The sequence below is a fragment of the Thioalkalivibrio sp. ALMg3 genome (assembly GCF_000381225.1).
GTDB lineage: Bacteria > Pseudomonadota > Gammaproteobacteria > Ectothiorhodospirales > Ectothiorhodospiraceae > Thioalkalivibrio > Thioalkalivibrio versutus.
Genome location: NZ_KB906227.1, coordinates 50,320 through 63,506, shown reverse-complemented (window position 1 = coordinate 63,506; position 13,187 = coordinate 50,320). Strand labels below are relative to the sequence as shown.

Here is a 13,187-nt window from a genome sequence, read left to right as displayed (position 1 = left end):
GTTACTGCCCCTTGCGCATGGTGCCGCCGGCGGCGGGATCACCACCCCCGACCGACAGCACCTCGCCCAGCGACTCGGGCACTTCAAGGTCGGCCAGCTGGTACAGCCGTGCCAGATGACGGCGGTAGAGCTGCTCGAAGTCGCTGACCGATCCGGCCGGATTGTATTCCCCGAACCACCAGCACCAGTCCGAGCCCTCGCACACCGCCAACTGCTTGCGCAATTGCGGCGTATCCAGCGCAGGGCGCCGCGCGATCGCCTGATCCACCGCCGTCCAGGCCTCGATCAGGCGGTCCCAGCCGAGGTTCTTGTCGGGATCACCGATCCAGGTAGAGAAGGTCCCGTAGACCCAGGACCCGGCCACCATGCCTGGCAGCTCGCCGCGATCCGTGCGCGGCCCACTGCGCTGGCACACGTCGGAGAAGGTGCACAGGTTCAGCCGCGGGTTTTCCGCCAGGCGCTCATACAACGCCCGCAGGAAATGGAAGCCGTTGTCCGGGTAGTATTCCCAGGCGTTCTCGCCATCCAGGATCACCGCCACCACGCCACCCTCGGGCGACACAGAGGCAATGTTCTCCAGGTGATGGACGAAATCGCCGACTGCGTCGTCGGCATGCCAGTCGGCATAACGAAAACCGATGGCATCGGACAGCCCGTCATCACGGAAAAACATCTCGGTTTTGGCATCCGCCAACCGATAAGGTCGGTGCAGCCAGCCCTCCTGTTCCGCCGATCCGGTGTTGGATTCGGCCGTCTGACCCGCTGCGGCCAGGCTGTTACCCAGCACCGTCTGGCCACTGGCCGTCCAGCAAATATCGTAGTCATCCAGCAGGCGCACGGTCGCCTCGCTGATGCCCCCCTCCGACGGCCAGCAGCCACGCGGACGAAAGCCGAAATACTGCTCGAACACCTCCAGCCCACGTTCGATGTGCCAGCGCACGCGGGCCTCGCCATCCGGGTAGACCGGGGCGTGTGGCAGGGCAATATCAGGCATCGCATCGCGAGCGGAATCCAGATCCAGCAGCAACGGCATGATCGGGTGGGCATACGGGGTAAACGACAGCTCCACCCGCCCCTGCTGCGCCAGCTCGCGGTAGCGTGGCAGGATCGCCTTCACCTCGTCACGGATCAGTTTCAGCAGCCGGCCCCGGACATCGCGATTAAAGGCCGTCGTGACTTTCAACCAGCCCTGCACCTCGGGATAGGCCCGGCGCACGGTCTCGCCCAGCCAGGCCAGGTGGTAGCAGGTGGCCAGATCCTGAAAATAGCGGTTGTCCAGATGCGACAACAGCACCGGATCCTCCAGCGCCTGGCGCGCCAGGGCCGCCAGACGCTGGAACAGCGGAAACGGCTCGATCATGCGTGGGGCATGCGCCCGCAGGCACACGCGCAGGATCTCGCGGCGCTGCACCGGGTCCACCGGCACGATGTCCATCTGCAACAGGTCCAGCACCGGATCGCCAAAGCTCGAGCGGTCGCCAATACCGGCCTCCAGCCGCTCGCCGTAATCGGCGATCTGCTCCAGCAGGATCGGGGCGAAGTTCACCACTGCGCGCCCCTGGGGGCAGGCCTCCAGGTGCGCGGCCATGTCGGTGTAGTCCTTCAATGCGTGCAGGTAGGTCCACGGCAACACGTACTCACCCGCGCCCGAGTCGTAGTATTGCGGCTGGTGCATGTGCCAGCACAACACCACATCGAGCTGCGGCGGCTGCGTGGCGAGCGCAGTGGAACTGCCGGATTCAGCGGACATGATGAGTGGCCTGGCCCAGCATTTCGGGCGTGACCACGCGCACTCCGCCCGGAGAGACGAAGTAGTCGCGGGCATCTGCCTCGTCGTCCACCCCGATCTCGGTCCCGTCCGGCACCTTGCAGCCCTTGTCGATCACCGCGTTGCGGATCACGCAGTTCTCGCCAATGGTGACGCTCGGCAGAATCACCGAGTCCTCGACCGTGGCGCAGGCGTTCACCTGCACGTTGGAGAACAGCAGCGAGTGGCGCACGGTACTGCCGGAAATAATGCAGCCGCCGGAGACCATGGAATCGATCGCCATGCCGCGCCGGTCCTCGTCGTCGAACACGAACTTGGCCGGCGGCAGCTGTTCCTGGTAGGTCCAGATCGGCCATTCCGAATCGTACAGGTTCAGTTCCGGGGTCACGCCGATCAGCTCCAGGTTGGCCTGCCAGTACGAGTCGATGGTCCCCACATCACGCCAGTAGCCCTGGCGCACGCCCTGCTCGTCGCGGAACGGGTAGGCCATCACCTGATGCCGCTCGATGATGCCGGGGATGATGTCCTTGCCGAAGTCATGGCTGGAAAAGGTGTCGTCGGCATCCTTGATCAGCTGCTCGAACAGGAAGTCGGTATTGATCACGTAGATCCCCATGGAGGCCAGCGAGTGGGTCTTGCTGCCGGGGATCAGCGCCGGCTCCTCCGGCTTCTCAGCAAACGAGGTAATCCGGCTGGAGGCATCCACGCCCATCACCCCGAAGGCCTTGGCGCGCTCTTGCTCTACCTCCAGGCAGCCCACGGTCATGTCCGCGCCGCTCTCCACGTGGAAGGCGATCATCTGGCCGTAGTCCATCTTGTAGATGTGGTCCCCGGCCAGGATCAGCACGTAGCTCGGATTGTGCTGCCGGATAATGTCGATGTTCTGGTAAACCGCATCGGCCGTTCCCGCATACCAGGAGGTCTCGATGCGCTGTTGCGCCGGCAGCAGCTCGATGAATTCGCCGAATTCCCCGCGCAGGAAGCTCCAGCCGCGCTGCATGTGCTGGATCAGCGAGTGCGCCTTGTACTGGGTCACCACCGCCACCTGACGGATGCCCGAGTTGATGCAGTTGGACAGGGGGAAATCGATAATGCGGAACTTGCCGCCAAAGGGCACGGCCGGCTTGGCCCGCCACAGCGTCAGTTGTTTCAGTCGCGAGCCGCGCCCGCCGGCCAGGATCAGGGCCAGGGTCTCCCGCGTCAGGCGGCTAACGTAGCGTTGCGGTTGCGGAGTCATGCACCCTTCCTTGCTTAGTCGTGTTGTACTAGAGACCGTAAACCCGAATTCCGTCGTTCCACATACGAAATGCGAGTTGGATCCGAGTATGGCAACAGCCCCCGACAAATGCACCCGTTCCGTCGCCGATTCGTTACGACGTCTGACCGAGGCACGGCTACATGACCCCCACGGCGTCCTCGGGCGCCATGCGCTGGATCAACAAACCACCTGCTACCGGGCCTGGCTGCCACATGCGAGCGCGGCGTCCATCACACTTTGTGACGGTCGTCTCGCGACGCTGGAACCGGCTGCCGGGTTCCCGGGGTTGTTCCTCTGGCAGGGGTCGGCGGACGACCTCCCCGCGCACCCGCAACTGGACTGGCAGCCCGAGGGTGGCACGACAACATTGCAGCAGGTCGATCCCTGGGCCTTCGCGCCGGACATCCCCGAATTCGACCGCCACCTGTTCGCCGAGGGCCGCCACTGGCATGCCCACCGCATGCTGGGTGCCCATCCGCTCACCCGCGACGGCATCGAGGGCGTGCGTTTCGCTGTCTGGGCGCCCAACGCCGAGCGCGTCTCGGTGGTCGGCGACTTCAACCGCTGGGACGGCCGCTGCCACCCGATGACCGTCCACCCGGGAAGCGGCATCTGGGAGCTGTTCATCCCGGGCCTGGCCACGGAGACGCTGTACAAGTTCGAGATCCGCAACCGCGACCAGGGCAGTCTGCACCTGAAGGCCGATCCCTACGCCCGCGCCTACCAGCTCCGCCCCGAGACCGCCTCGCGGATCCAGCCCCCCAGCAGCTACGCCTGGGACGACGACCACTGGATGCGCAATCGCGACCCCGAGGCCTGGAAGCACCGGCCCATGAGCATCTACGAGGTGCACCTGGGCTCCTGGCAGCGCAGCCCGGAGGGCGAATGGCCCAACTACCGCGAGCTGGCCGAGCGTCTGGTGCCCTACGCGCGCGACCTGGGCTTCACTCACCTCGAGTTGCTGCCGATCACAGAGCACCCGTTTGACGGCTCCTGGGGCTACCAGAGCACGGGCTTTTTCGCCCCCACCTCGCGCTTCGGCAACGCGGACGACTTTCGCTACTTCGTCGACCAGGCCCACCAGGCCGGACTGGGCGTGATCCTCGACTGGGTCCCGGGCCACTTCCCGCGCGACGAGTTCGCGCTGGCGCGCTTCGACGGCACGGCGCTGTACGAACATGCCGACCCGCGCATCGGCGAGCATCGTGGCTGGGGCACGCTGATCTTCAACTATTCGCGCCCCGAGGTCCGCAACTTCCTGCTCTCCAGCGCCCTGTGCTGGGTCGAGGACTTTCACCTCGACGGCCTGCGCGTGGACGCCGTGGCCTCCATGCTCTACCGCGACTACGACCGCGAAGGCGAGGACTGGCTGCCCAACATCCATGGCGGCAACGAGAACCTCGAGGCGATCGACTTCCTGCGCCACCTGAACGAGACCGTCCAGACCAGCCACCCCGGCGTCGCCATGATCGCCGAGGAATCGACCGCCTGGCCGGGTGTCAGCCGCCCACCGTCCATGGGCGGACTGGGCTTCACCATGAAGTGGAACATGGGCTGGATGCACGACACCCTGACCTATTTCGGCATGGACCCGATCTACCGCACCCACCACCACGGCCAGCTCACCTTCGGCCAGCTCTACGCCTACAGCGAGAACTTCGTCCTGCCGTTCTCGCACGACGAGGTGGTGCACGGAAAACGCAGCCTGCGCGGGCGCATGCCCGGCAACGAGTGGGAGCAGCACGCCAACCTGCGCCTGCTCTACAGCTGGCAGTGGCTCTACCCCGGCAAGAAGCTGCTGTTCATGGGCCAGGAGTTCGGCCAGGGCCCCGAATGGTCCGAGGATCGCGAGCTGGACTGGTACGTGCTGCAGTACCCCCTGCACCAGGGCCTGCAGAATCTGGTGCGCGACCTGAACCGGGTGTACCGTGAAGACCCGGCCCTGCACGCCCGCGAATTCGAGCCGGACGGCTTCGACTGGCTGGACTGCGACGACGCCGCGCACTCCACGCTCAGCTTCGTGCGCCGCGACCATCAGGGACGCCAGGTGGTCGTGGTGCTGAACCTGACGCCCATGGAACGCGCGGCCTATCCGGTACCCGCACCGCATGCCGGGCGCTGGCGGGTCACCCTGAACACGGATGCGGAGGTCTACGGCGGAGGCTCACGCGGCCCGGCAGAGGCCTACGCCGAGCCGCTCGAACGTCACGGCCATCCCGCCACGCTCTACCTGCACCTCCCGCCGCTCGCGGCGCTGCTGCTGGAACCGGTCGCAGACTGACATCACGTCGCCTCGGCTACTCGATGCCCAGACGCTTGATCTTGCGCCACAGCGACACGCGGTCAATGCCCAGCAGCCGCGCAGCCCGGGTGCGGTTGCCTCCGGTCTGCTCCAGTGCCTGACGGATCTGCAACACCTCCTGCTCCTCCAGAGTCCGCAGCGGGGCCGCGTCCTCGTGCACTACGCGGGCGCTGGTCTCGCGCAGGGCGCGCGGCAGATCGGCCAGGGTCAGATTCGCCGTACGTGCCAGTGCCACCCCGCGTTCGATAATGTTGGACAGCTCGCGGACGTTGCCGGGGTAGTCGTGTTCGACCAGGCGCTCCAGCGCCTCCGGCTCGATGTCGTCCATGCGCTTGCCCATCGACAGGGCGTGGCGCTTGAGGAAGTAGTAGGCCAGCAGCGGGATATCGTCGCGCCGATCGCGTAGCGGTGGCAGCAGCAGGTTCACCACGTTCAGACGGAAATACAGGTCCTCGCGCATCTCGCCACGATCCACCGCACGATCCAGGCGCCGGTTGCTGGCGGCGATCACCCGCACATCCACCGGGATCGGCGTCCGCCCGCCGACCCGCAGCACTTCGCGTTCCTGCAGGACCCGCAGCAGGTTCACCTGCATCGCCGGACTGGTTTCCGCGACCTCGTCGAGGAACAGTGTGCCCCCCGCCGCGGTCTCGAACAGGCCCTTCTTCTGCTGGGTGGCCCCGGTGAACGCGCCCTTCTCGTGGCCGAACAGCTCGCTGGCCAGCAACTCGTCCTGCAGTGCCCCGCAGTTCACCGCGAGGAACGGCCCCTCGGCCCGCGCGCTGTGGTTATGGATGTAGCGCGCCAACAACTCCTTGCCCGTCCCGCTCTCGCCAGTCAGCACCACGTTGCAGTCGGTGGGCGCAATCTGGCGCGCGGTCTCCAGCAGCCGCTGCATGGCCGTGTCCTGTGCCACCAGGGTCGCCTTGCGCCCGCCCTGCTCCACTTGATCGCGCAGGGCGCGGTTGTCGCGCCGCAGGCGGGTGAATTCCACCGCCTTGGCCACGACCTCGCGCACCTCGTCGATACGAAACGGCTTGGCAATGTAGTGGAAGGCCCCGGCCTTCATTGCCTCCACCGCGGAGTCCAGGGTGGCGTGCCCGGTGATCATGATCACCGCCAGGTCCGGATCCAGCTCGCGCGCCCGGCGCAGGATCTCCATGCCGTCCACCCCGGCCATGCGCAGGTCGGTCAGGACCGCGTCAAAGCGCTCCTGCTCCAGTGCGCGCAAACCCGTCGCTCCCTCCTCGCGGGTCGTCACAGAATACGGGGAATGCCGAAAGACCTGCTCCAGCTGGCGGCAGGCAATCGGCTCGTCGTCAATCACCAGCAGGCGCGCCTCCCGCGATGCGCCAGCCGGGAGTTCACGATTCGCCTTGTCCTCGCGATTCATGCGCGGTCCTCGCATTCGCAGGGCAGCCAGACCTGGAACCGCGTCCCGCCCATCGGGCAGCGACTGACGCCGATTGCCCCTCCATGGTCCTGGACGATTTCCTGGGCCACGAACAGGCCCAGGCCCGAACCGCTCCCCTCGTCCCGTCCGCGGTAAAACGGCTCGAATACGTGATCCAGCGCCGCGTCCGGGATCCCCGGGCCGTCGTCGTCGATCGAAATCCGCACGACTGGGGTCAAATCCTGGCCGTGCACCACAAGATCGCCGACCACATGCCCGCCGGGACCCGGCCTCAGGTCAGCCAGGCGGCCCCGCTGGGCCTGGATGTGGACTTCTACGTCGTCGCCCCCTGCCTCGAAGGCATTGCGTAACAGGTTCACGAACACCTGCTGCAACCGCTCGGGGTCCACGGTGACCTGGAGGGCATCATCGACTCGCATGGTCACCTGATCCGCAGGGAGCGTGGCACGGATCAGATCGAGTGCCCCGTCCAGGATGGTCTTCAGCGAGCGGCACTCCTCCCGTTTGGGGCTCCGAGGCTGCTGGCGCGAATACATGAGCAGTCCGCGCACGATGTTCTGCGCCCGCGCCGTCTCGCCCTCGGCCTGCTGCAGCCACTCTTCCAGCAAGGCCGGATCACCGCCCCGCCCTTCCTCCGCGACCAGCTGCAGTGCCGTGGAGATATTGCCCAAGGGGTTGTTCAACTCGTGGGCTACACCGGATACCAGCACCCCCAGGGCCGCCAGCCGCTCGGAACGGCGCAGATCCTGGCTCCGCGCATCCAGTTCATCCAGCATCGCATTGAAGGCGTGGGTAAAGGACACCAGTTCACGATCCTGGTTGGGCGCGGTCAGACGCCTGCGCGACCCCGCCCCGATCGCCCGCAGCTGGTCCTCTACCGAGCGCAGCGGGGCGAGGATCCGCCGCGCCAGCCACCAGCCGCCCAGAAGGACCAGCACCAGCACGATACTCGTCGCCAGCAGCAATTCCGTACGTGATACCTGAACCCCGGTGCGCAGATTCTCGCGCTCACGCTGACTCAGCACCTTGGTCAACGCCGAGGCCTCGCCGCCGGCGTTGCGAATGGACTCGACCAGCTGCTCGCGCCGGTCACCCGCCAGCCCGGGATACCGGCCCAGCCCCGTGCGATACAGCTCCAGAACGGCCTGCAACTCGTCGAGCTCGCCGGGGCGCGCATGCTGCGCCAGCGCCGCCTCGTTCTCGCGCACCCGTTCCAGCGCCGCCTCGGCATGGTCCCGCGCCGCAGCCAGGTCCCCATGCTCCCCGGAGCCATAGAACTTCTTCTCGAACCGGCGCATCTCGAGACTGTCCTGCAACAGCTCGGCTACCACGTCCCCCTGTTGCAGCCGCGTCTCGATGGTCGAAAGCGCGATGTACTGCGCGAGCACCAGACCCAGCACCAACCCAACCACTCCGGCATACACCCAGCGGACCTTGCTGCGCAGACTGCGCCCCATAACGTTACTCGTTGCAATAGCGACCGCTACATTCTGCAACGCCCGAATGGTCGCCCGCAACGCTATTCGCGGCACTTCACCCCGTCAAACGTTACATGGTGCAACACACGCCTCCTCAACACGGCATCACAAACCGGATAAGTCATTGTTTTCATGGAGTGGCACGCGATCTGCATAGAGGCTTCGTGGACGAACCACAACGGAGACATCGATGCCTGCCCTGAGCCGCACCATGAAACAGATCCTCGAAGGCCTGGCCTATGCCGACCTCGCCGAGATGCAACCGATCGGCGACAAGTATCGTGCGCTCGCAAACGATACCCCGACCGCGAATCCGCCATCGGTCGGCGCACCTCAAGCCGCTTCGCAACCCGCACCGCGCCGGCGGATTGGCCTGTTCGTCGGGCCATTCGCCCCGCGCCCCGTGTTCGACTATGCCGCCGACAGCTGCGAGCGCCTGGATGCCGAGCTGGTTGTCCTGACCTTTCTGGGCAAGGCCGAGGCAGGCGCGCTGATCGACGGCTTCATTCGTGACACCGGACCCCTGCCGCACGGCGTTCACATCGAGGCCCTGACCGGCGACCCGGAACGGGCCCTGCGGCGGGTCCTCGGTCGCGGTCTGCGTCTGGACTTCCTGGTCTGCGACGAACAGGGCTACCTCGGCCACCAGATCCTTGCCACCGAGACGGCCGCGGAATTGCCGGTGGTCATGGTCGCCGCACCCCGCAAACCGCGGCCGGGCGACACCCGGACCGCGCCGTCCGGCACCGCACTCCCCTCCGCGGGCTAGTCACCACCGTCGAGTTGCAGACCCGGCCGCAACGCATCGCGGCCGGGCCGAACGCGTTCGCCCGAATCCGAAACAAGGAACACCCCGCCTCCATGAATACCGACCGGATCTACCGCGTGTTTCCCTTTCTCGCCTGGTTTCCCATGTCCGGGAAATCCGTCCGCGCCGACGTCATGGCCGGCCTCAGCGTCGCCATGATCCTGGTGCCCCAGGGCATGGCCTATGCCACACTCGCGGGCCTCCCGGTGGTGTACGGGCTGTACGCCTCGGCGATCCCGGCGATCGTCGGCTCGCTGTGGGGCTCCTCGCGTTTTCTGCATACCGGGCCGGTCGCGATGCTGTCGCTGCTGTCGGCCGCATCGCTCGCGCCGTTCGCGGTGGCCGGCACCGAATACTTTATCCAGCTCTCGATCCTGCTCGCGCTGATGGTCGGCATCATGCGCCTTCTGCTGGGCGTATTCCGCCTCGGCATCCTGATGAACTTCGTCTCCCAGCCGGTCATCGTCGGTTTCACCAACGCGGCGGCGCTGATCATCGGACTCTCCCTGATCAACACCTTCTTCAATGTCCCGAAGCCCGATACCGGCGCCTTCCTGACCGACTTCGTCGGCGTCATTGCCCAGCTGGGGGAGGCCCACTGGCCGACCATCGCCTTCGGCGCCGGCACCCTGGTCATCCTCATCGTGATGCGACGGATCATGCCCCGCCTGCCGGGCGTGCTGGTGGTCGTCGTGCTGGGTACGCTACTCAGCGCCCTGACCGGCTTCGAGAACAACGAACAAATCACGCATGGGCAGATCCAGGCCACCGACGTGCGCAACCTGTACCAGGAGCTCGCCGCAACCCGCACGGAGATGGGTACCACCTCGGAAGAGCTGAGCGAGGCCAACAGCGCACTCAAGGAGGCCGAGAAGGCCGGCGAGGAATCACCCGACCTGGCGGTGCGCGTGGCCCGCCTGGAGGTCCGCGAGTCGCAACTCAAGCGCGAACTGAGCGACCTGCGCATAACGGCCCACCAGGTACGTCTGGAGCGCACCGAGACCGCGGACGGTCAGGCGCGCTACCGCGCCTGGCATGCCGATGCCGAGGGCCGTCCATGGCGGCTGTCTGGCTTCGACGAGGAGCGCATCATTGTCGCTTCCGGCGGCCAGGTCGTCGGCACGATCCCCCAGGGACTGCCCAGCCTGCAGCTGCCGGTGCTGGACTGGGAGGTCATCCCGGCCCTGCTGCCCGCCGCGTTCGTGATGGCCCTGATCGGCTTCATGGAGGCGACCTCCATCGCGCGCGCGCTCGCCGCCCAGCGGCGCGAGAAGCTGAACCCGAATCAGGAACTGATCGGCCAGGGCATGGCCAACATCGTCGGGAGCTTCTTCCAGTCCTACTCCGTCAGCGGCTCGTTCTCGCGCTCGGCGGTCGCGGCCCGCTCCGGCGCACAAAGCGGGCTGTTCGCCGTGGTCAGCGCGATCGGCGTGCTGATCACCATGCTGTTCCTGACCCCCTATCTCTACCATCTGCCCCAGGCAGTGCTGGCGGCCATCGTGATATCGGCGGTGTTCGGCTTGCTCGACTTCCGGGCCCTGGCGCGGTCGTGGACCATCAACCGCGCCGATGGCCTGGCCGGGTTCCTGACCTTTTTCGTCACGTTGTACATGGCCCCGGATCTCGCCAATGGCGTGATCGTCGGCGTAATCCTGTCATCGCTGCTGTTCCTGGTCGGCACCGTGCGCCCGCGTTCCGAGATCCAGGGCCTGCGCCCCGACGGTTCCCTGGCCGGGGCGATCAGCAATGACCTGCGTCCGGCCGGCCCACACTTCACCGTACTGCGCTTTGATGCCTCGTTGGTGTTCATGAACGTCGCCCACTTCGAGGACGCGGTCATGGACGCCGTCGCGCGCAACCCGAATGCCCGGGCGGTGCTGGTGCTCGGCAACAGTATCAACCGCATCGACGCCTCGGGTGTGGACAAGGTGCGCGCCCTGATCGGCGATCTTGCGGCCGCCGACTGCAAGCTGATGTTCAGTGGTCTCAAGAAACCCGTCCGCGAGGCCATGGAACGTGCCGGCCTGCTGGACGAGATCGGCCGCGGAAACATCTTCCCCAACAAGCGCGTCGCCCTCGCCGAACTGCAGCAGCGCGCCCTCGGCACCCCGGACCGGCTGGAAACCGCCAACCCGGCACTACCCGGCACTCGAGGCGACGATAATCCATCGTGAAGGGAGGCCGGGACTCGCCCATGCAAGGCCTGCCTTCCCGTCTATACTCGGCAGAAAGCGAGCATGCAAACCGTGGCGAACCCGAATTGACGCGTTTCGAGGAGATCCAGCTGGACGGCGCACACGCGATTGGGCCTTTGCGTGGGGGCCGCCTGATCAGAACCTTTCCTGACGCGCCCGGGGCGCAATGCGATACTGACGCGCAGCCGGTCCTTGCCACTCCCCAGAACCCACCATCAGGTCTCGAACTCATGAATCTGCGCCTTCTCTCCCTTGCCGTCGCCCCGCTCATCGTCCTTCTGGCGGCGTGCAGCCCCGGTCAGTCCGACACCATCCCGCTCGAGTCGATACAGGCCATCGTCGACATCGGCCAGGAACACGGTTTCGAGACCTTCGAGGAACTGGAGGCAGAAAGTGACCGGGAATTCGTCCTCAAGGGCTGGGACGACGCACAGCTGCGCATGGAGACCCGGTTTAATCTGGATGGTGATCTGCTTCGCGAAGAACGCGTACGCGACCCCGATCACGCGGCGGGCATGACCGCCCAGATGATTCTCCGCTCAGCGGCCGTCGCGCGGGATCACGGCATGCGCCGCTTCAAGGAAATCGAGTTCGAAGACGACGGCGTCATCGAACTCGAGGGCATCACCGAAGACGGCGACGAGCTGAATATCCGACTCGATGGCAACGATTTCACCGTGTTATCACTTGAACGTGACTAACGTGTGTTCCCTCACCGGCCAGAGGTCCCCCTCCACCGCGCTCGGCGGCACTCATCAGTCGCGATACACGACCCGTCGCAGCATCCAGGGCCCGATCAGCTCGAAAACCAAGGTGGAGGTTACGACCGTGGACACGATGAGCCCAGCCTGCTCGGGAAAACGTTCGGCCGCCAGCAGCGCCATGCCGATTGCCACCCCTGCCTGAGGCGTCAGGGCAAGGCCGATCCCGCGCGGCACCCCCTTGGCCCGGCGCCCGGCCAGTCGCCAGCCCACCACGCCGCCAAGGTAGCGCCCTACCAGCCGTAACGCCACGTAGGCTAGGGTAAGCCACAGCACCGAGCCCAGCGCCAGCAGATCCACACTCGCACCGGACAACACGAAGAAGAAAACCAGGAATGGCCACTCGATATGCTCGATCTCGTTGAACGAGCGCTTGTGGTGCAATGACAGGTTGATCACCAGAAAGCCGGCGATCATGGCCGCCAGCAACGCCGACACCCCAAGCCACATCGAGAGCCCCGCGATGAGCAAAACCAGTGCCAGAGCCTCGGCCTGGGTCGGCTTGCCCGGCTCCAGCCGGCCGGTCAGCCAGGCCGCTGGCAGTCCCACGACAAGTCCCAGGAGAACGGCACCCGCCAGTTCCCAGCCGGCGTGCAGCAGCGCCCCCGAACCATCGCCGGCAAGGAACCAACCCAGAAACGCCATCGCCAGGCCAAAGGCCAGGATGCCCCAGGCGTCGTCGATCGCGACCACGCCGGTCAGCACCCGTGCCGCGCGGCTGCGCGGGCGTCCTTCCGCCAGGATCTCCTCGACCGCGGCCGGGTCCGTGGCCACCGAAATCGCCGCCAGCGTCAGGGCGAGCACCAAAGGGAAGCCCAGCAGGAGCAGCCCACCACCCACAACCAGCGCACCCACCCCCATCACGGTAAGCGAGAGGACCAGAATCAGCGGGCCCAGCTGGCGCAGGCGCCGCAGCGTCAGTTGCCCGCCCAGCAGAAACGCCACCATCACCAGCGCCAGCTGGATCAGGGGCTCGGCCAGGTCCCGCAGAGGGCGGCCGCCTTCCTGCCCCAGCACCAGCTGCTGAATCGCGGCAACCACCAGGCCGACGATCACCAGCAGGGAGATCCGGGGAATCGCCGTTCGCCGTGCAATCGTGTCGGCCAGGATGCTGGAACCCAGGATGGCCCCCAGCAGGATCAGCGCGACCGCGCCGGCATCCGGCGCAAGGAACTCCTCGGAGATCCAGGCGAGGTCGCTCAT

Annotated in this window: 9 protein-coding genes; 4 read left to right on the top strand and 5 right to left on the bottom strand. The window is 66.3% G+C overall.

What is annotated here, in order from left to right; translation table 11 throughout:
* Window position 1 precedes the first annotated feature (1 nt).
* Entirely contained in the window at window positions 2–1,750 is a 1,749-nt protein-coding gene (locus F622_RS0109695) for a glycoside hydrolase family 57 protein (protein ID WP_019571842.1), read from the bottom strand.
* Window positions 1,740–3,005, bottom strand: a complete 1,266-nt coding sequence (gene glgC, locus F622_RS0109690) for a glucose-1-phosphate adenylyltransferase (RefSeq protein ID WP_019571841.1) — start codon at window positions 3,003–3,005, stop codon at window positions 1,740–1,742. Before glgC ends, F622_RS0109695 begins: the two co-directional genes overlap by 11 nt.
* A gap of 88 nt (window positions 3,006–3,093) precedes the next feature.
* Here glgC and glgB point away from each other — a divergent pair, with 88 nt between their 5' ends.
* Complete coding sequence (gene glgB, locus F622_RS0109685; protein WP_081620985.1) at window positions 3,094–5,307, top strand: 1,4-alpha-glucan branching protein GlgB; 2,214 nt, start codon at window positions 3,094–3,096, stop codon at window positions 5,305–5,307.
* 16 nt (window positions 5,308–5,323) lie between these two features.
* Here the strand turns inward: glgB and F622_RS0109680 are convergent, their stop codons facing one another.
* On the bottom strand, window positions 5,324–6,721 hold the full coding sequence (locus F622_RS0109680; RefSeq protein ID WP_019571839.1) for a sigma-54 dependent transcriptional regulator: 1,398 nt from the start codon (window positions 6,719–6,721) through the stop codon (window positions 5,324–5,326).
* Entirely contained in the window at window positions 6,718–8,199 is a 1,482-nt protein-coding gene (locus F622_RS0109675) for a HAMP domain-containing sensor histidine kinase (protein WP_019571838.1), read from the bottom strand. The genes F622_RS0109680 and F622_RS0109675 overlap by 4 nt, the downstream gene beginning before the upstream one ends.
* 211 nt (window positions 8,200–8,410) lie before the next feature.
* On the opposite strand from F622_RS0109675, the gene F622_RS0109670 reads away from it, so the two are divergent.
* The 3 genes from F622_RS0109670 to F622_RS0109660 all read left to right on the top strand — a co-directional run bounded on the left by F622_RS0109670 (window position 8,411) and on the right by F622_RS0109660 (window position 11,924).
* Window positions 8,411–8,989, top strand: coding sequence for a hypothetical protein (locus tag F622_RS0109670; RefSeq protein ID WP_019571837.1), 579 nt, complete (start codon window positions 8,411–8,413; stop codon window positions 8,987–8,989).
* Between the two features lie 92 nt (window positions 8,990–9,081).
* Window positions 9,082–11,202 carry a SulP family inorganic anion transporter gene (locus F622_RS0109665; RefSeq protein WP_019571836.1) on the top strand — a complete coding sequence of 707 codons (2,121 nt, stop codon included), beginning with the start codon at window positions 9,082–9,084 and terminating at the stop codon, window positions 11,200–11,202.
* Window positions 11,203–11,453: 251 nt separating this feature from the next.
* Window positions 11,454–11,924 (top strand): PepSY domain-containing protein, encoded by a 471-nt coding sequence (locus F622_RS0109660; protein ID WP_019571835.1) that lies wholly within the window; start codon window positions 11,454–11,456, stop codon window positions 11,922–11,924.
* Window positions 11,925–11,978: 54 nt separating this feature from the next.
* On the opposite strand, the gene F622_RS0109655 is transcribed toward F622_RS0109660, so the two are convergent.
* Window positions 11,979–13,187 carry a cation:proton antiporter gene (locus F622_RS0109655; protein WP_019571834.1) on the bottom strand — a complete coding sequence of 403 codons (1,209 nt, stop codon included), beginning with the start codon at window positions 13,185–13,187 and terminating at the stop codon, window positions 11,979–11,981.

Coding starts and splice junctions, on each gene's coding strand:
- F622_RS0109695 (WP_019571842.1), bottom strand. CDS start 1,750: ATGTCCGCTGAATCCGGCAGTTCCACTGCGCTCGCCACGCAGCCGCCG.
- glgC (WP_019571841.1), bottom strand. CDS start 3,005: ATGACTCCGCAACCGCAACGCTACGTTAGCCGCCTGACGCGGGAGACC.
- glgB (WP_081620985.1), top strand. CDS start 3,094: ATGGCAACAGCCCCCGACAAATGCACCCGTTCCGTCGCCGATTCGTTA.
- F622_RS0109680 (WP_019571839.1), bottom strand. CDS start 6,721: ATGAATCGCGAGGACAAGGCGAATCGTGAACTCCCGGCTGGCGCATCG.
- F622_RS0109675 (WP_019571838.1), bottom strand. CDS start 8,199: ATGGGGCGCAGTCTGCGCAGCAAGGTCCGCTGGGTGTATGCCGGAGTG.
- F622_RS0109670 (WP_019571837.1), top strand. CDS start 8,411: ATGCCTGCCCTGAGCCGCACCATGAAACAGATCCTCGAAGGCCTGGCC.
- F622_RS0109665 (WP_019571836.1), top strand. CDS start 9,082: ATGAATACCGACCGGATCTACCGCGTGTTTCCCTTTCTCGCCTGGTTT.
- F622_RS0109660 (WP_019571835.1), top strand. CDS start 11,454: ATGAATCTGCGCCTTCTCTCCCTTGCCGTCGCCCCGCTCATCGTCCTT.
- F622_RS0109655 (WP_019571834.1), bottom strand. CDS start 13,187: ATGAGCGACCTCGCCTGGATCTCCGAGGAGTTCCTTGCGCCGGATGCC.